Below are 17,957 nucleotides of genomic sequence, written 5' to 3'. Positions count from 1 at the left end.
TAATTCTGCCAGTCGGCCTGTAAGCCGGGTTCTGTCTGGAGGTCACCCTCCGCGACGACCATTCATCTGGGACGTCTGTCACCAGACGCCTCAAGCAGCCAACCCGGGCGACGAACCTGAAAACGGGCCTGAGATCGCACGTCGCTTGCGCGCCACACATCTCCGGTCGCCCCTATTTGGCCTTGCTCCCGGTGGGGTTTACCATGCCGCGACTGTTACCAGCCGCGCGGTGCGCTCTTACCGCACCCTTTCACCCTTACCGTACCTCGCAAAGCGAGCAGCGGCGGTTTGCTTTCTGTGGCACTTTCCCTGGGGTCACCCCCGGCGGCCGTTAGCCGCCACCGTGTTTCCATGGAGCCCGGACTTTCCTCCATTCCGACATTTTGACGGGCCACAAAGCCCATGCCGGAACAGCGGCCGTCCAGCCGACTGGCAGAAATCACATAAGGGACCGTGACGCGGCAACGTCAAGACACAATCGGCTCGCCGAGCGCTGCGATCAGGCGCTGTAAAGTAATAAATGTCGATACGTCGACCAGCCCATCGACACGTTCCTGTCGAAAATGACGTTGAAATGCAGCTACGACCGTTCGGGATTGCTTGTCGCTCTCGCCCGTAACCTCGATCCCATACCCGTAGCGTCTAAGAAGCGTCTGCGCCTGGGCAATACGATCCGCGTGCGCAGGGTTAGAGACGGCCTCCAAAACGGGCCCGACAGGCTCCGGATCGACCCAATGACCAATTCCAGCACGCGCCAATCGCGCCCAATCGAACTTTTCGCCGGGGTCAATCTTCCGTCCCGGCGCAATATCCGAGTGCGCCAACACCCGTTCCGGCGGAATGCCATTGCGCCCAATGATGTCGGCCGAAAGCGCCTCGACCGCACGCATCTGCGCTTCGGGAAACTCTGGATAGCCGCCGTCATGTCCGGGATTGTGGATCTCAATGCCGATCGACGCCGAATTAATATCGCAATCGCCCTGCCATGAGCCGACGCCTGCATGCCAGGCCCGTTGCGACTCCGCCACCATCTGCCAGACCGTCCCGTCGGTATCGATGACGTAGTGACAGGACACTTTGCTCTCAGGCCGCGAGAGCCAATCGATTGCCCGCGGACATGACGCGAGCCCTGTATAATGCATCAGCAGGATCGAGGCGCGCACCCCATGGCGGCGCGCCTCGAAGTTCGGTGAAGGATGGATACAGGTAACAAGCGGACTATCGCAATCCGCAAGGCGCAATTCACTCACACGCCGCCTCCAGCTCGCGTGCCTTTACGATCGAATCGTAGGCAGCATTGATGGCGGCCAACTTGCGGTCTGCAAGAACAAGAAATTCCTGAGGTACACCCTCGGAAGCGAGCTTGTCGGGATGCGTCTCGCGCACAAGCGCTCTGTAACGCGCCTTCAAGTCCTCGTCGGAAACATCCGGCGCGACACCGAGCACGCTATAGGGCGACTGCTCATCACGTACAAACAGGCTCCGGATAGCCAGATACTCACGTTCGCTGAAGGAGAACTTCTCCGCCACAGTACGCAGGAACTGCTCCTCCGCCTTGTGCAGAACACCGTCGGCAGCAGCGATATTGAAAAGACATTCGAACACATCCCGAAGAAGTGCCCGGTCGTCGGCGAGCATATGCGCGATCCGTTCCGCATAGGCGTCATATCCAGCGACGTCGCGCGACGCCAGCTCAAACACCCGCATCACGTTGCGCCGCTCTTCCGGCGGCACATAAAAACAGCGCTCAAAGGCCTGCGACTCTACGCTGACCGCCACCCCATCCGCCTTTGCCATTTTCGCAGCAAGCCCGACGAGAGCGATCGTGAAGGCAACTTGCTTGCCGCCAGTGGCGGGCGTCAACCAGGAATCAACGCGGGCCCGCAGCCCTGCCCAAAGGCCGCGTAGCCAGCCTGTCCGGCCACCACCAATCAACGTACTCCAGTTCATTGCCTGTTGATAACCCGTTTTCCCAATGCCCTCAAAGTGAACATGTTTCCCTCAGAACAAATGGATGTGAAGCTTTATGTCACAATTTCGCTCTTCGTGATTTGACCGTGATCGTCTTCAACAATCACCATGCCGGTTAGGAATTATTAAGGGTTCAGCGCAAGCTTGTCTTCCAAGCGTGCGTTGAGTGGAGGGTAATGATGAAGGGGCTTTTTCTGGCAGTAGCCTTTGCGGCGGTTGTAGCGATCTGGACTCTGAATGCTCGCGCCCAATTTCCAGCCTCAGATTTGAGCACCCCAAAAGGGGAGATCACTCAATTCACGACCATCAAGGCGCCCCCTCAACGTTGACTGTCATACCGTCACCAGCTAGCTGGTCTTCAGCAGATTGGCATGATGGGATGGCGGCTAGATAATGACGAACACTGCATCGAGCCGCACCTCCAGATGGCAGTTCTGGATTGATCGCGGCGGAACGTTCACAGATATCGTCGCATATGGCCCGGAAGGCCGGATCGAGACACGCAAAGTCCTCTCCGAAAACCCTGGCGCTTATTCAGACGCAGCACTTGAAGGCGTCCGCCAAATTCTCGGCTTGAGCTCGGAATCCGCGATTCCCTCCGATCGCATCCGCAGCGTCAAGATGGGAACAACGGTCGCGACAAACGCTCTGTTGGAGCGCAAAGGCGAACCGACAGTATTGGTCATCTCCGCCGGGCTCGAAGATCATCTCGAAATCGGGTATCAAGCCCGCCCCCAGATTTTCGCCAAATCCATCGTCAAGCCGTCGATGCTGTATGCGCGAGCCATCGGCGCGCACGAACGCATCCTCCCTAACGGGTCTGTACTAACCCCACTCAATGAAGAGCGCCTCAAACAAGACCTCACGCAGGCTCGCGAAGACGGTTTCACCTCCGTCGCCATCGCCTTCATGCACGCATATGCGCATCCAGACCACGAAACCCGAGCCGTAAAAATTGCCCGCGAATTAGGCTTCACCCAGATTTCAGCGAGTCACGAGGTTTCACCGCTCATCAAGTTCATCGCCCGTGGCGACACCACCGTGGCTGACGCTTATCTGAGCCCAATACTCCGCCGTTACGTAGATCTCGTGGCCGGCGCCTTGCTATCCGACAACGATGATGACGGCGCCACGTCAGAAGCCTCACGCTTGATGTTCATGGCTTCATCCGGCGGCCTCAAGGCTGCAGACCGCTTCCAGGGCCGTGACGCCATCTTGTCAGGACCCGCAGGCGGCATCGTCGGCATGGCGGAAACCGCACGACTGGCGGGTTTCGAACACGTCATTGGTTTCGACATGGGCGGAACCTCGACCGATGTGTCCCACTTTGCCGGCGAATACGAACGTACGTTCGAAACGGAAGTTGCCGGTGTGCGTATGCGCGCACCCATGTTGCTGATCCATACCGTCGCGGCAGGCGGCGGCTCGATACTGCATTTCGACGGCCAGCGCTTCCAGGTCGGCCCCGATAGCGCCGGCGCCGATCCCGGCCCCAAAAGCTATCGCCGCGGCGGCCCCCTCACGGTGACTGATGCCAACGTCATGCTGGGCAAGCTAATCCCGGACCTCTTTCCCGCGATCTTCGGACCTGGCCGTAACGAACGACTCGACCACAATGCCGTTAAAGCCGCCTTCACGGCGCTGGCAGACGAAGTAGGCGATGGCCGCTCTCCTGAACAGGTGGCCGACGGCTTCATCCGCATCGCCATCGAGAACATGGCGAATGCCGTCAAAAAGATCTCGGTCGAACGCGGCCACGACGTCAGCCGCTACGCGCTCAATTGCTTCGGCGCTGCCGGAGGCCAACATGCATGCCTCATCGCCGATAATCTCGGGATCGACACCGTCCTCGTTCATCCGCTGTCGGGTCTTTTATCCGCTTACGGCATCGGCCTAGCCAAGGTCCGCGCCAGTCGCGAGCAATCATTGGAAAAACTGCTCGAACCAGCCGCCATGCACGATGTCGAAAACATCGCTTGGCGTCTCGGCAATGACGTCACCGAAGAACTTCTCGATGAAGATGTCGAGCATGATGACATCGCTATTAGCACATTCGCTCATCTGAGATACGAAGGCTCCGACACCTCTTTCGCGGTGCCGCTCTCCGAACCTGGCATCATGCGCGACGACTTCGAAGCGGCCCACAAACAGCGTTTCGGATTTCTTTCCCCGGAAAAGCGCCTGTTCATCGCGGCTATTGAAGTGGAAGCCGTCGGCGGCGGCAACGATCCTGAAACCATAGAAGCAAATGCCGGAACAAACACTGGGACGGCATCGCCGGTGATCACACGCAAATCGCGCTTCTTTTCAAATGGCGCGTGGCACGATGCGAACGTCTTCACCCGCGCCGACCTCGCACCCGGCCACCACCTCATTGGCCCCGCAATCGTCATCGAACCGCACCAGACAGTCGTCATTGAACCCGGCTGGCGCCTCGATGTCACGGCAAGGTCGCATCTTGTACTTGCGCGCCAGGAAGCCCGCGGTCGTCAAGCAGCGGATGCGAACGTCGATCCGGTACTCCTTGAGGTGTTCAGCAACCTGTTCATGGCTGTGGCCGAGCAGATGGGAGAAGCTCTCCGCCTGACCGCGCAATCCGTGAACATCAAGGAACGTCTCGACTTTTCCTGCGCCGTATTCTCACCCGAAGGCGCACTCGTCGCCAACGCACCGCACGTACCGGTGCACCTCGGCTCGATGGATGCCTCCGTCGAAACAGTCATCCGTCGGCAAGGAGCTAACATGCGTCCCGGTGACGTCTATATGTTGAACGCACCTTACGATGGCGGCACGCACCTGCCCGATATCACCGTCATCACGCCGGTGTTCGACGACGCGGGTTCCGAAATCTTGTTCTTTGTTGCAAGCCGGGGCCACCATGAGGACATCGGTGGCCTATCCCCCGGTTCCATGACCCCACGCGCCAAGACAATTGAGGAAGAAGGCGTGCTGATCGACTGCGTAAAGCTTGTTGACGATGGCCGCTTCCTCGAAGCCGAAGTCATAGCGCTCCTGACGGAAGTCAAGTATCCAGCCCGCCGGCCCGACAAAAATATCGCCGATCTGAAAGCACAAATTGCCGCCAACGCCCGTGGGGCCGCCGAGATCGGAAAACTGCTCGCCCTCTACGGTCGCGAAGTTGTCCAGGCCTATATGGGTCACGTGCAGGACAATGCGGAGGAAAGCATCCGCCGCCTGATTTCACGACTAAGCGACGGGCACCACCGGGTCGAAACAGATTCTGGTTCTGTCGTAGAGGTGACAATTAAAATCAATCGCGAAGCGCGCGAAGCCACAATCGACTTCACCGGCACATCTCCCGCACGCGATGATAATTTTAATGCCCCCGAACCCGTGACACGGGCTGCTGTTCTCTATGCCTTCCGCGTTATGGTCGATGAGCCCATACCTCTGAATGCAGGCTGCTTACGGCCGTTGAAAATTGTCGTACCGGAAGGCTCCATGTTGAAGCCGCGCTATCCGGCCGCCGTCGTTGCAGGCAACGTAGAGACCAGTCAGGTCGTAACCAATTGCCTGTTCGCGGCCTTACGCGGTTTGGGATCTTCGCAAGGCACAATGAACAACCTAACCTTCGGTGACGAAAATCGTCAGTACTACGAAACCATCTGTTCTGGCGCCCCAGCAGGACCTGATTTCGATGGAGCCGCCGCTGTCCAGGTCCACATGACCAATACACGGTTGACCGATCCGGAAATTCTGGAACTACGCTATCCAGTCGTTCTTGAAGAGTTTTCAATCCGGCGCGGATCTGGAGGTGTTGGACGCCATCGCGCCGGCGATGGCACTCGCCGTGTGATCCGTTTTCTAGAATCAATGCACAGCGCAATCTTGTCGGGCTACCGTCGCGTGCACCCGTTCGGTCTTGAAGGAGGTGAACCCGGCCAGATCGGCGCAAATAGCGTGCGACGAGTCGACGGAAACATCGAACATCTTAAGGGATGTGACGAAGCGGCTCTGAACCCCGGTGACGCCATCATCATTGAAACGCCAACAGGCGGTGGCTTCGGCCCGGCGAGCAGCGCTTGACATCCTGACTTGCATGTCCTCTTCAATCCAAGCGCGGCAATAGATTGTTAACCTTCCTCTTGACGGGCGCTTTACCAATATCCGAGACACTGCACGGGGCGCGCCGGATGCAAGTTAAACCGTCGCCAATGGGCAACTTCCCCTCATCAGATATGGCTTTAGGGGGCAAACGCTTTGCCGGAGATCGAGCAGCGGATAGAAAACATGCTTGATATCAGCGGCGTAAACCACGCTATTGACGTTCAGCAAACGGACCTCGCAGGTTCTGGGCCGTTGCGCCGATATGGGGTCCTGATTTGATCCAATTTCGTCCGATTCTTTTCGCACTGGGCCTGATCCTGTGCACCATTGCCGCCGCGATGGTGCTCCCGGCCGTCGTGGACGTGGCCGATGGCCACGAGGATTGGCGCGTCTTTTTCACCTCAGCCGTAGCGACGTTCTTCATCGGAGGTCTCCTGATCCTCGTCGCTTACGAGGACCAGCCCGCCCCTCTTGGCATCAAGGAAGGCTTCCTTCTGACGACGCTATGCTGGGTAACGGTGGCTGCTTTCGCCGCTGCACCTTTTGCCGGGCTCGGACTCGGATTCGCCGATGCATATTTCGAAGCGATGTCCGGACTGACAACCACGGGTTCAACAGTCCTGACCCAGCTCGACCAGCTTCCACGGGGTATCCTTCTCTGGCGAGCCATTCTCCAGGGACTTGGCGGCATCGGTATCATTCTGACCGCGATCATCATGCTGCCGTTCCTGCGGGTCGGCGGCATGCAGTTGTTCCAGATGGAGAGCTCAGATAAATCCGAAAAAGTTCTCCCGCGTGCCATCGAGCTGACATTGGCGATCGCCGGCGTTTACGTCGGGCTCATCGTCGCGTGCATCGCGGTCTACATGGCACTCGGCATGACGCCATTCGATGCCATCTGTCATGGCCTTTCGACAGTCTCGACCGCGGGCTTCTCAACCCACGATGAGAGTTTCGGATTTTTCCGCTCGCCAGCGCTCGAGTGGGCTTGTGTCCTCTTCATGATTCTCGGCGCGCTGCCGTTCGTCGTTTACGTCAAAGCGATGCGCAATCACCCTGAAGCGCTGTGGCGCGACACGCAGGTTCGCGGCTTCCTGATGTTTCTCATTGGGCTGTGGCTGATCATGACATTCTGGCTGATCACGGCACGCGGCCTTGAGCCGACAACTGCGCTACGCATGTCGGCGTTCAACCTCACCTCCATCATGACGACCACGGGCTACGCCAGCTCCGACTACATGCAGTGGGGCCCCTTCGCCGTTGGCTTGTTCTTCCTCGTAACCTTTATCGGCGGCTGCGCTGGCTCTTCGGCAGGCGGCATTAAGATTTATCGGCTTCAGGTCACCGCGCTTTTGACGCGAAGCCACTTCGTCCACCTCATGAGTCCCAACCGGGTCGTCACTCTCGTCTACAATGGCAAACGATTGCCAGCCGACGTGCCCTTCTCCGTCGTCGCGTTTTTGACAATCTACATGTCGACCGTCGGCATCTTCACCGTCGTCCTGTCGGCTATGGGCCTCGACTTCGTGACCGCCATGTCGTCGTCCGCCCAGGCTATTGGTAACGTCGGCCCCGGTCTCGGCGATATCGTCGGTCCAGCAGGCAACTTCTCAAGCCTGCCTGCCGCAGCAAAATGGGTCTTATCCTTCGCGATGCTGCTCGGCCGGCTCGAACTGTTCACCGTGCTCGTTCTATTCCGGATTGAATTTTGGCGGGGCTAGCCCTCATCGGGGTGCCAGCCGTAAAGCCAATCATATTGAGACAAAAGCATACCGGGAGGCGCAGCCTTCAGCGTAAGGTTACGCGCCGTCGCCAAGGCCCCTTGCAAATGATAGATGCGGCCGTTCTTCCGTGAGGCCCCCTGCACCCGAAGGACACGCTGTCGGCGAGCGAACTGATAGGCCGAAAACGCCGCGCTAACGTCCTCATGTGCCGCCACGCACTGAGCGAGCACGAAACCATCCTCGAGCGCCATCACACCACCCTGCGCCAAAAATGGCAGAACCGGATGCGCTGCATCACCAAGCAACGCCACACGCCCATTCACGAACGCGGGAGGTTCGGGCAAATCATAAAGTCCCCACTTCCGCCAATCTGAGACAGCAGAGACAAGATCCTGAAGAACAGGCGCAAAACTTCGCACACCCTCCCGCACCCACATCGGCAACACGTCCGCGCTCCAACCCGGTGCGGAGGACTCATCGTGCCGAACGACAACCAGTGCGAGTTCGCTTCCACCGCGCACGGGATAATGAACGACATGAGCCTTGTCCGAGAGCCAAAGCCCAACGTCGCTACTGGAAATCCCTGAGGGTACGTCCTCGATCCGCAGGACCGCGCGCGCCGCGCTACGATTTGAGAACACCAGCCTTCGTTCACCGAAAAATTGCGATCTCAAACCGGACCACAGGCCGTCCGCTGCAACCAGGCTCGCACCCTCTAGCCGGCTCCCATCTGCTGTTTCGGCACACACCGTGTCCGCACCCTGGGAGAGACCCGTGACCTCCGCGCCGGAGCTCAACGTGATCAATGGGCAATCACGTGCCGCGTCGAGTAACGCAGCATGAAGATCGCCACGATGAAAGACCCAGTAGGGCGCTCCGTAGCGCCGTGCGATGTGATCACCCAGTGGTATCCGGCAAAGCACCCCACCGCTACGTCCATCATGGACACGAACAGCGTGTGGAATTCCAGCCTTGGATCGCAGCGCTTCCCGAAGCCCGAGAAGAGCGAGCACATGCCCACCGTTAGGACCAATCTGAATGCCGGCGCCTTCGGTTGAAAATACCGTTCGCTTTTCGAAGACATGCGAAGCGAAACCACGCCGAGCCAGGGCTAAAGCCGTTGCCAACCCACCAATACCGCCACCGGCGATGAGTAAGACACTATCAAATTTGCTCATCGGGGCTGCACAACATCACGAGCGGCGGTTTCCAACGCACCGCGCAGCTCTTGATCCATCACCGCTCCCTACCGCGACGTCACTCGAATGCTCAGGCCGCGCGACCGGCGGCCTCGTGTACAATAGCACCAGCCGGAACGCTCTCTTCAGGCCCGAGTTGTGCATCATAAACGTAAAGCGTCGAGCAGTAGGGACAGATGATCTCGTTGTCTGTGCCCATATCGAGATAGACGTGAGGATGATCGTACGGGTCCCGCGCACCCATGCAGTTAAATTCCTTTACGCCGATGGAGATTCTCTCAACACCCTCATCGTTAGCGAAATGTGGAATGATATTGCCAGCCATGTCTCTCGCTGCTCTCGAAATTTTTGCGTCCAATACACGATAGCCGCCAGGCGATCGCGATGGTAGGGGAACACATGCGCCGCTACGTCGCCGGGAACCATAACATCCCATCGTTCTCAACCAAAAAGGCCCGAGATTTATGCAGACCTTCCAGTCCGATGGTGTCGAAATCGCCTATCTCGACGAAGGGCACGGACCACCAATACTGCTCGTACACGGTTTTGCATCCAATGTCGCCATGAACTGGGCCGCAACGAATTGGCTCACGACCCTCACAAAGGCCGGAAGGCGCGTTATCGCCATCGACAATCGTGGCCACGGACAGAGCGAAAAGCTCTACGACACAGCACAATACGGGGCTCCCCTGATGGCGGAGGATTGCCGCCGTCTGCTCGACCATCTCCAGATCGAACGCGCTGATGTTATGGGATATTCGATGGGCGCACGCATATGTGCGTTCCTGGCCCTGGCGCATCCAACGCGGGTCCGCACCGCCATCTTCGCCGGATTGGGCTTCAACATGGTCCGCGGGATGGCCGGAACCGGGCCGATCGCCCATGCGCTCGAAGCTGACAGCATTGACGACGTTGCAAACCCGACGGCACGAACCTTCCGTGCATTCGCCGAGCAGACGAAAAGCGACCTGAAGGCGCTCGCCGCCTGCATTCGCTCAAGTCGCGACCCCATAACACGAGAGGATATCGCACGGATTTCGTGTCCCGTCCTCGTGGCCGTCGGCAGTGACGATGTAATCGGTGGTTCCGCAGTTGAATTAGCTAAGCTGATCCCAGGGGCCGAAGCTTACGAAATTGCAGGGCGCGACCATATGAAGGCCGTCGGGGACGCGGGTTACAAAAAAGCTGTCTTGGAATTTCTTTCGCGCAACGACTGACAAACCGGGGCAGCAACACCCTCGACAGACTGGCTCCTGCACAAACGAACGCAGTAAAGGCCCCAGCCAAGCCACCATGGGGATCCGTCAAAGACAAACGCGGGGAATGTCGACAGATCATCCGGTAGCAAAACAGCCGGAGCCTTTACACCATTCGCTCACACATTACGCGATACCTGCAACGCAATACGAGTGTGTTAGCCATCCAGTGGAACCCTGCGAACGCCGCACCCTAATCGCAAGCCTGGACAAGAGAAAAAATAGCACAAGCGGTCCCCAGAGTCCTGAGCTGCGAACACCACGCCACATTCGGCTGTGGATAAGCGGCGCTCTCGCGTTGCCAAACAATATATTTGATGAATGCGGCATACTGATTCATGCCGCCGTAAGGCCGAAGTAAAGCCGGATTTTTAGGTCATTTCATCGTTTGGGGAAGGTGGGCGTTCACCGGATATTTAGCAGATTTCAGTAAACTCCCCACCGATGTCAGTCCGTATACAAAGCGTAAACATATCAGCCTGCCTTCTCGTTGCGTTTCTCGCAGCCAGCTGTGGCACATCCACGAACTTCGTCGCCAAATACGAACCTTGGCGCGCGGAGAGCGAAAGAGCGTGTCTGGCTGCCGGCGTCGTGCGCGAAAGTCCCTTTATTCGGACACGCTCAGCATTGGGCGGACCGAGTGTCTGCGGAGCGGAGCGTCCCTTTGAGATGTCGGCTGCCGATAACGGGCGCGTCGCAATGAGACCCGCTGCCCTCTTGCGATGCCCGATGATCAACCCAGTCGACGATTGGGTCCGCCGATCGGTTATTCCGGCCGCGCGTCACTATTTCAACGCCGACCTAGTGAGCATAAAAGTCGCCGCCTCTTACGGCTGTCGCCCCATGAACCACGTTTCAGGTGCCAAGCTTTCAGAACACGGCCACGCCAACGCTTTGGATGTATCGGGCTTCGAGCTTTCCAATGGCCGTACCATCAGCGTCACGCGTGGCTGGGGAGGGAGACCTGACGAAAGAGATTTCCTTCGCGTTGTACATCAAGGCGCCTGCCAGCGTTTCACAACAGTGCTCGGGCCCAACTACGACAGCAATCACCACGATCATTTCCACATGGACCTCGCCCGTCGCGGCGGCACGCGAAAAGTCTGCCGCTAGCAGAATGAACGGCGCCAGAAATATAACGCAGTGCGAGCGCGCCGCGCTGCCGCACCCTGCTTGTTTGGAAAAAAGCAGCAAGCTATTAGGGCGGGCTGTTGTTTCCGGAGAAGCGCATGAGCGACCCCACCCCTGAGACGCCTCGCAAAACGGGCGACCTCATAGAGGCATTTATCGAGAACTCACTGCTAGCGAGCCGATGGATCCTTGTCGTATTCTATCTCGGCCTAGCCATTTCTCTTGGTGTCTACGCGATCTCCTTCATCGCAAAGTCCGCGAAAGTCGCGACGAAAATATTTGTACTCAACGACAACGAAATCATCCTTGCGATGCTGGGATTGATCGACGCCTGCCTCGTTGCAAGCCTCATGGTGATGGTGATGCTGTCCGGCTATGAGAACTTTGTCAGCCGCCTCGATAAAGCGAGCAACAACGAACTCGGATGGCTTGGCAAGATCGATACCGGCAGCTTGAAGGTCAAAATCGCGTCCGCGATCGTTGCGATCTCATCCATTCATCTGCTGCAGGTGTTTCTCAACGCGCCTCAGTATGAGGACAGCAAAATTATGTGGTCGACGCTCATCCACTTGGCCTTCGTCGCCAGTGCCATTGCTCTAGCAATCGTCGATCGCATCGCCCTCACCGCAAAACCCGCGAAGAAAAACTGATCGTGGAACGCAGACATCCACAGGACGTTCTTCGCCCATGCACGTTCATGGGATACGGCGCCGTTCGATAAGCTGTGACGTCGCGCTTTTCTTCGCTCTGCTTGCAACAGCCATCGCACTCGGGGCGGCACTCGCTCATGCGTTGGAATTACCCAACAAAATCGGCCTATCGGTCAGCGAGTACTTCACGGTCCAGCAAACCTATCGCGGCTGGAACCAGCTCGCTTACGTGCTGTTTCTCCAACTTATCGCGATAATGTCGGTCATCATCTTGGCGCGACACGCTCCCTATGTGCGCGGCTTCGCTATTCTCGCTCTGTTATGTCTGATTGCCGCCCAGGCCCTATTTTGGATCTATACTTACCCGGCCAACGTAGCGACCGTGAACTGGACGAGCATTCCGCCGAACTGGGAGACATTGCGCCGGCAATGGGAATACTCCCACCTAGCCGGTGCAGCTTTCCAGCTTCTGGCAATGAGCGCCTTGATCATAGCGGCCCTCGCGCGCGAACGCGACCGGCAGGCTGAAAGCACGCATCACGTAACCATCAACTACGCGAAAACGTCTTCAGACCAATGACGCCGATCACAATCAAAGCAAGGCAAGCCAGTCTGATCGGATCGCGAGACTCACCGAAAAGAAACATTCCGAGGATTGCTGCGCCAAGAGCGCCAATACCCACCCACACGGCGTAAGCCGTACCGATAGGAAGATGCCGCGCGGCGATCGACAGCAGGTACATACTGATCACCATCGCCGATATCGTCAGAAGCGAAGGAACGAGTCGGCTAAAGCCCTCGGTGTACTTCAACCCGATCGCCCAACCGATCTCGATAACGCCGGCAATGATAAGGATAATCCACGCCGTTTGCTGAGCCATGACTGACCTCTACTGTCAGCCAGGTCGTCCCGGCTAAAGCGCCCAGAAAAACGCGAGGTCGTCCTCGCGGGCACACCAAGCTAGATAACCACCTTATTCGCAGGGTCAAGACAAACGAGCCCACACCGACATAATGCCGCCGGTGTGGACCAACTCTCCCAGTTGAAGAGTGCGTTTCGAACCCAAACCTATTTTATTGCGCGTTCCAAAACACTCTCCGGCTGACGCTCTACAGTGACGCCTTTGATCATCCCAGTGAATGCAAACGGTGACTGGTACTCGTCGCTGTCTACGGGGGATACGGTATCCATCCCAACGTCAAAACCTTCAACCCCATAGGCAAAGGGAACGGTTCGCTCCACCCGCCCTTCTCCAACGTGCTGGCCATTCATCCGAAGCGTGACGTCCGCCGGTTTGCCTGCGCCAGCTTCAGTCGGCACAACGTCCACCTCGATTGTTGCCGCGCCAGCCGGAAGGGCTTCCGATGCCTGAACGGAATATTTCTCAACATCGAAAAAGTTGTACGTGAAGACCGGCTTTCCATCGGCCACATAAAGTGACCAGCCCGAAGTGATACCGCCGATAGCGGCAATTACTCCCTCGGCATCCGAGTCATTCGCCTCCACATTCGCTGTAATCTTGAATGGAACACCATGCGTATTTAGGAACGCGGCTTCATTTATCCCGGTCACACCCGCTCCGTATTCAACCGAATTAAGATGAGCCAACGGATTAGGTCGCAACGTCACATCGAACCGTTCCGACATTCTGTCATCGAGGGGCAGAACATTATATTTGCGGGCCTCTTCCATGAACGCGGACTTCAAGGCTTCGACCTTATCTGGGAACTGCTGCGCCAAATCATTCGCCTGTGTAAAGTCATCATTCAAATTGTAGAGTTCCCATTTGTCGGAATCGAAGTTTCCCTGAGCTCCTGCCGTTTCCCATGGCAGGCGCCCGTGTCGTGTGGTCGCCATCCAACCGTCCTTATAGATTCCTCGGTTCCCAAGCATTTCAAAATACTGCACCGTACGGTGAGATGGTGCGGCCTCGTCATCGAAGGCGTATTTCATGCTGACACCTTCAATGGGTTTCTGCTCAACGCCATTGACGATGGTGGGCTCCGGAATACCCGCGGCTTCAAGAATTGTCGGAGCAATATCGATGACGTGATGAAATTGCGTGCGTAACCCATCCTTGCTTTTCATGCCCTTAGGCCAGTGAACAATCAGTCCGTTGCGGGTCCCCCCAAAATGAGAAGCTACCTGCTTCGTCCATTTAAAAGGGGCATCCGCAGCCCAGGCCCAACCGACGGGAACATGCGGTTCCGTTTCCGGCCCGCCAATTTCGTCGAATTTTTCCTTCAAGCCCTCAAGCCCAAGTTGAATGCCGTTTATGCTCGCAATTTCGTTGACCGTTCCTTCTAATCCGCCTTCAGCAGAAGCTCCGTTGTCCCCGACAATGAAGAAGATGAGCGTGTTATCGAGTTCACCCGCAGCCCGGACTGTATCAATCAGGCGTCCGACCTGAACATCGGTGTGCTCCAGAAATCCGGAGTAATTTTCCATCAAACGCTCATAGATGCGTTTGGCATCTGCAGATTGATCGTCCCACGCTGGAATTTCATCAGGACGTGGTGTCAACTTTGCGTTTTCCGGAATGACGCCGAGCTGCTTTTGCCGTGCGAAGGTTTCTTCGCGGTACTTATCCCATCCCGCATCGAACTTGCCGCGGTACTTCTCCCGATACTCTTTGGGCACGTGGTGCGGCGCATGAATCGCCCCCGTCGAATAATAGAGAAACCACGGCTTTTGAGGGTTTGTTGCATTGATCCGGTTAAGCCAACCGATGGCCTGATCGGTCATATCCTCAGTGAAATGGTATCCCTGATCGGGCTGCTTCGGTTGCGCGACGGGTGACGTATTTTGATAAAGAACAGGATAAAACTGGCTCGTCTCGCCATTCATGAAGCCGTAGAAATTCTCAAATCCCCATGTTCGTCCCGTGGGCCAACGGTCGAAAGGCCCGGCCGGCGAAATTTCGTTTGCAGGCGTATTATGCCATTTTCCAAAGGCGGCAGTCGCGTACCCGTTGAGCCGCAAAACCTCCGGCAATCCGGCAGCAGAAGGTGGAACAATGCCGGTATAGCCGGGGTACCCTGTCCCCATCTCGATAATAACGCCCGTTCCAACGCTGTGATGATTGCGCCCCGTTAAAAGCGCCGCGCGTGTAGGGGAGCAAAGGGCCGTGGTATGAAATTGGTTAAACACGATGCCGTCGCGTGCGAGGCGATCCATCGTCGCGGTCTTCACCGCACCTCCGAGCGTTCCGGCATGACCGAAACCCACATCGTCGAGCAAAATTACAAGGACGTTCGGAGCCCCCTCCGGTGCATGCACTTGGCGCGGAAAGTCAGGCGTCGAGTCCTTATACGTTTCGCCGATCTTCCCTTTGAAAGGCGCCTCAGGTCGAGGCAATACCGTGTCGGTACCAGCACCCGACGTCTGGGCAGAAGCAGGAAAAAAGAGAGCCGATAAGGCGAGGGTCGCAGCTCCAGCCAGGAGAGCCGAAAACTTTTCACGCATGGGAAAACTCCGCTCGAAGCGGTAGCGCCCATCCCCTTCCCTGCCGCCCCAACGCCGTTCGAGTTCAAGGGTTCCGCAAAAATCACGCGTCTGATGAAACAAATTATATACGCAATAGACTGCAGTTACGACGTCGACTTAAAAAGCCATAGCAATAGCGTGCGAACACCCTCATACCCACCACGTAAAACTGGTGGACATCCTCTGAACGTCAATCTGAATACGAAAGTGTCCGACAAGCCTGCCGAAGATTTAGGAAAATTAGATCGGCTAACTAATTTCAAATACGGAGAATTGACCGCGTCAAAATCGCGAGCGAAATTACTTTACGTCCAGCTCAATCAGCTTATCGGAAAACAACCATGTCCATTTCCATCGACCAAATCATCGTCTGGGTGATCATCGGGATCATCGGCGGAAGCCTTGCAGGCCTGATTGTGCGTTGGGACAAGAAGGGATTCGGCCTAGCCTCGAATATCGCCCTGGGCCTCGTGGGCGCACTGGTCGGAGGAATGCTGTTCCGCCTCTTTGGCATCTGGCCAGACCTCGACAGAATCTCGATCTCACTGCGCGACATACTCGCGGCTGTCCTAGGCTCTCTCCTAGTGCTCTTGGCGAAATGGCTCTACGATCGCTACAAATCCACTCCGTGACATAGAGCAAAAGGACATGTCACGGCCTCTGTCCCTTGACCACATTTAGCCATAAGCCGCCCCAGATTAGATGTAGATGATAGACATGGCACATCTTACCGGCGCTTGGCTCTCGACGCACTGACAGGCCACGCCACAGTAGCCCGACGGTCGAGTTACCCAGACCTGGCGCGGCCCCTACGAGAGCGGGAATCAAGCGACCCGCGCCCCTGCCTACATCAGCGTAATCGGCCGAAACCCCGACAATCGCACGCATACGATCAGCAACTGGAACAGCAGGTTGTATGGGGCGCGAAAACGCGTCTGCGGGCATCGCTATCGGCCAAAATGTCACGATCTACTGGGATAACTGAGGGTTATTTCCCTGGGTACCGCGCCATTCGGACCAAGCAGCTGTCAATGGGTCGCGCGTTATTCCCGAGAATTGCACTTGTGCAACTCATCTCATTAGGCTTTCGTAGTATGAGCGGCCCGATGGCCATCCGCATTTCAAGGCTCTTCTGGGTTGCGCAGCTGAAGAGATCGGATGATCGCGGACAGCCTCAGACCTACTGTCGAACGAAATGCAACCAGAGGTTATTATGACGATATACCCATCCCTCGAGATTCCGGCAACACTCGCCGCCGGGCCGGGCCCGGGCAATACCGATCCACGCGTGCTCGAACGCTTCGCCAAGACGGGCATTGCCGACCACATGCAAAAAGACGTTGTGCGCGGCATGATCGAAGCCAAAGAGATGTTGCGCGACCTCTGGGGAACCAAGAACGTCTACACGTATGGCGTCGCCGGCACCGGCTTCTCCGGTCTCGATTGCGTGCTCTCGATGATCCTGCCAGGCGACAAGGTCGTAGCGTTCCCGAACGGTACGTTCTCCGGCATCGACAGCCTGACCATTCGCATGAAGGCTGCGACTGCCGAAGAATTGGCCGCCGACCCGCTCAATCCAAAGCCGGCGAGCGTCAGCATCATTGAAACGCCACATGGCCAGTCCGTGACGGGCGCAACCGTCGATGCGGCATTGGCTGAGCATAAGCCGATGTGGGCCTTCATGGCGCACTGGGAAACAGGCTCCGGCCGCATCAACGACCTCAAAGGTTTCTCAGATGCCTGCCTTAAGCATGGCGTAATGGGCATCGTTGACGCCGTCTCCAGCCTCGGCGTCGCCGACTTCAACATCGATGACTATCCTGGCGTTGTCGCTTGGGCGTCGTGTCCGCAAAAGGGGGTTCTGTCCCTGCCGCTCACCTACGCGCCAGTGAGCTTCACCGACAAGGCCATCGATATGGTCAAGAAGCGCGGCTGCCGCACTTACGTGCACCACCCAATCCTCGACGCGCGTCACTGGGGCATCGTCGATGGTAAGGACGTGCCGAATGCCGTCTATCACCAGACGCATTCGTGCTACGCGATCGCCGCGTTCCATGAAGCGCTGCGCATTATCCTCGGCTACGGACGTCGTCGGAAGGCTTCCGACTACGCCTACCACGAGAAAGCGCTGCGCCAGGCCGTTGAGAGCATGGGCTGCGAAGTAACCTCCGACATGACGAGCCTCGTCGTTCTGAACCTCCCAGACAAGCTGCGGGGCAAAGAAAAGGACCTCGTCGCGAATGCACGCGCCAAAGGCTTCGGCATCTGGCCAACTCTGTCTGAGCCTGTCCAGGTACGCATTGGCATCCTGAACCAGCTTTCAGCAGAGCAAATCGCGGAAATCGTCAACCGCTTCGCTGACGAAATGCTCGAAATGGGCGCAAATTTCGACAAGCAGAACGTTTTGAACGGTCTCAAGTCCTACTACGCACAAGCCGCTTAAGCGCTGAAGGGCCGGGCGTTGACGCGCC

14 protein-coding genes and 1 other RNA gene are annotated in these 17,957 nt (G+C 57.3%); 8 read left to right on the top strand and 7 right to left on the bottom strand.

What is annotated here, in order from left to right; translation table 11 throughout:
• Positions 1-4: 4 nt before the first annotated feature.
• The 3 genes from rnpB to YBN1229_RS18035 form a co-directional block, all read right to left on the bottom strand.
• Positions 5-433, bottom strand: an RNA gene (gene rnpB, locus YBN1229_RS18045) — RNase P RNA component class A.
• Positions 434-467: 34 nt separating this feature from the next.
• A complete protein-coding gene (locus YBN1229_RS18040; RefSeq protein WP_244464965.1) occupies positions 468-1,250 on the bottom strand; it encodes an N-acetylmuramoyl-L-alanine amidase in 783 nt (260 codons plus the stop codon).
• On the bottom strand, positions 1,243-1,950 hold the full coding sequence (locus YBN1229_RS18035; RefSeq protein ID WP_046479545.1) for a TerB family tellurite resistance protein: 708 nt from the start codon (positions 1,948-1,950) through the stop codon (positions 1,243-1,245). Before YBN1229_RS18035 ends, YBN1229_RS18040 begins: the two co-directional genes overlap by 8 nt.
• A gap of 414 nt (positions 1,951-2,364) precedes the next feature.
• Here YBN1229_RS18035 and YBN1229_RS18030 point away from each other — a divergent pair, with 414 nt between their 5' ends.
• Both YBN1229_RS18030 and YBN1229_RS18025 read left to right on the top strand, forming a co-directional pair.
• Positions 2,365-6,018 (top strand): hydantoinase B/oxoprolinase family protein, encoded by a 3,654-nt coding sequence (locus YBN1229_RS18030; RefSeq protein ID WP_046479544.1) that lies wholly within the window; start codon positions 2,365-2,367, stop codon positions 6,016-6,018.
• Between the two features lie 296 nt (positions 6,019-6,314).
• Positions 6,315-7,760: a TrkH family potassium uptake protein gene (locus tag YBN1229_RS18025; RefSeq protein WP_244464964.1), complete on the top strand. Its 1,446-nt coding sequence runs from the start codon at positions 6,315-6,317 to the stop codon at positions 7,758-7,760.
• Here the strand turns inward: YBN1229_RS18025 and YBN1229_RS18020 are convergent.
• Together YBN1229_RS18020 and YBN1229_RS18015 are read right to left on the bottom strand one after the other, a co-directional pair.
• A complete protein-coding gene (locus tag YBN1229_RS18020) occupies positions 7,757-8,941 on the bottom strand; it encodes an FAD-dependent monooxygenase (protein WP_046479543.1) in 1,185 nt (394 codons plus the stop codon). The genes YBN1229_RS18025 and YBN1229_RS18020 overlap by 4 nt on opposite strands.
• A 91-nt stretch (positions 8,942-9,032) precedes the next feature.
• Entirely contained in the window at positions 9,033-9,287 is a 255-nt protein-coding gene (locus YBN1229_RS18015; protein ID WP_046479542.1) for a zinc-finger domain-containing protein, read from the bottom strand.
• A 139-nt stretch (positions 9,288-9,426) separates the two neighbouring features.
• On the opposite strand from YBN1229_RS18015, the gene YBN1229_RS18010 reads away from it, so the two are divergent.
• From YBN1229_RS18010 to YBN1229_RS17995, 4 genes are all read left to right on the top strand, one after another.
• Positions 9,427-10,179 (top strand): alpha/beta fold hydrolase, encoded by a 753-nt coding sequence (locus YBN1229_RS18010; protein ID WP_046479541.1) that lies wholly within the window; start codon positions 9,427-9,429, stop codon positions 10,177-10,179.
• A 483-nt stretch (positions 10,180-10,662) separates the two neighbouring features.
• A complete protein-coding gene (locus YBN1229_RS18005; RefSeq protein ID WP_076605359.1) occupies positions 10,663-11,331 on the top strand; it encodes an extensin-like domain-containing protein in 669 nt (222 codons plus the stop codon).
• Positions 11,332-11,447: 116 nt separating this feature from the next.
• Complete coding sequence (locus YBN1229_RS18000; protein ID WP_076605358.1) at positions 11,448-11,999, top strand: TIGR00645 family protein; 552 nt, start codon at positions 11,448-11,450, stop codon at positions 11,997-11,999.
• A 37-nt stretch (positions 12,000-12,036) separates the two neighbouring features.
• Positions 12,037-12,579 carry a hypothetical protein gene (locus YBN1229_RS17995; protein WP_046479539.1) on the top strand — a complete coding sequence of 181 codons (543 nt, stop codon included), beginning with the start codon at positions 12,037-12,039 and terminating at the stop codon, positions 12,577-12,579.
• On the opposite strand, the gene sugE is transcribed toward YBN1229_RS17995, so the two are convergent.
• Positions 12,548-12,880, bottom strand: a complete 333-nt coding sequence (gene sugE, locus YBN1229_RS17990; protein ID WP_046479538.1) for a quaternary ammonium compound efflux SMR transporter SugE — start codon at positions 12,878-12,880, stop codon at positions 12,548-12,550. The genes YBN1229_RS17995 and sugE overlap by 32 nt on opposite strands.
• Before the next feature lie 188 nt (positions 12,881-13,068).
• On the bottom strand, positions 13,069-15,465 hold the full coding sequence (locus YBN1229_RS17985) for an arylsulfatase (RefSeq protein WP_052744069.1): 2,397 nt from the start codon (positions 15,463-15,465) through the stop codon (positions 13,069-13,071).
• 362 nt (positions 15,466-15,827) lie between these two features.
• On the opposite strand from YBN1229_RS17985, the gene YBN1229_RS17980 reads away from it, so the two are divergent.
• The gene (locus YBN1229_RS17980; protein ID WP_046479537.1) at positions 15,828-16,118 is read left to right on the top strand and encodes a GlsB/YeaQ/YmgE family stress response membrane protein; all 291 of its coding nucleotides are present in this window, start codon (positions 15,828-15,830) and stop codon (positions 16,116-16,118) included.
• Positions 16,119-16,699: 581 nt separating this feature from the next.
• Positions 16,700-17,929 (top strand): alanine--glyoxylate aminotransferase family protein, encoded by a 1,230-nt coding sequence (locus YBN1229_RS17975; protein ID WP_046479536.1) that lies wholly within the window; start codon positions 16,700-16,702, stop codon positions 17,927-17,929.
• The last annotated feature ends 28 nt before the right edge of the window (positions 17,930-17,957 follow it).

Source organism: Candidatus Filomicrobium marinum, assembly GCF_000981545.1.
Taxonomy (GTDB): domain Bacteria; phylum Pseudomonadota; class Alphaproteobacteria; order Rhizobiales; family Hyphomicrobiaceae; genus Filomicrobium; species Filomicrobium insigne.
Note: the sequence above shows the minus strand (reverse complement) of the source record. Positions and strands in the feature narration are given on the sequence as shown.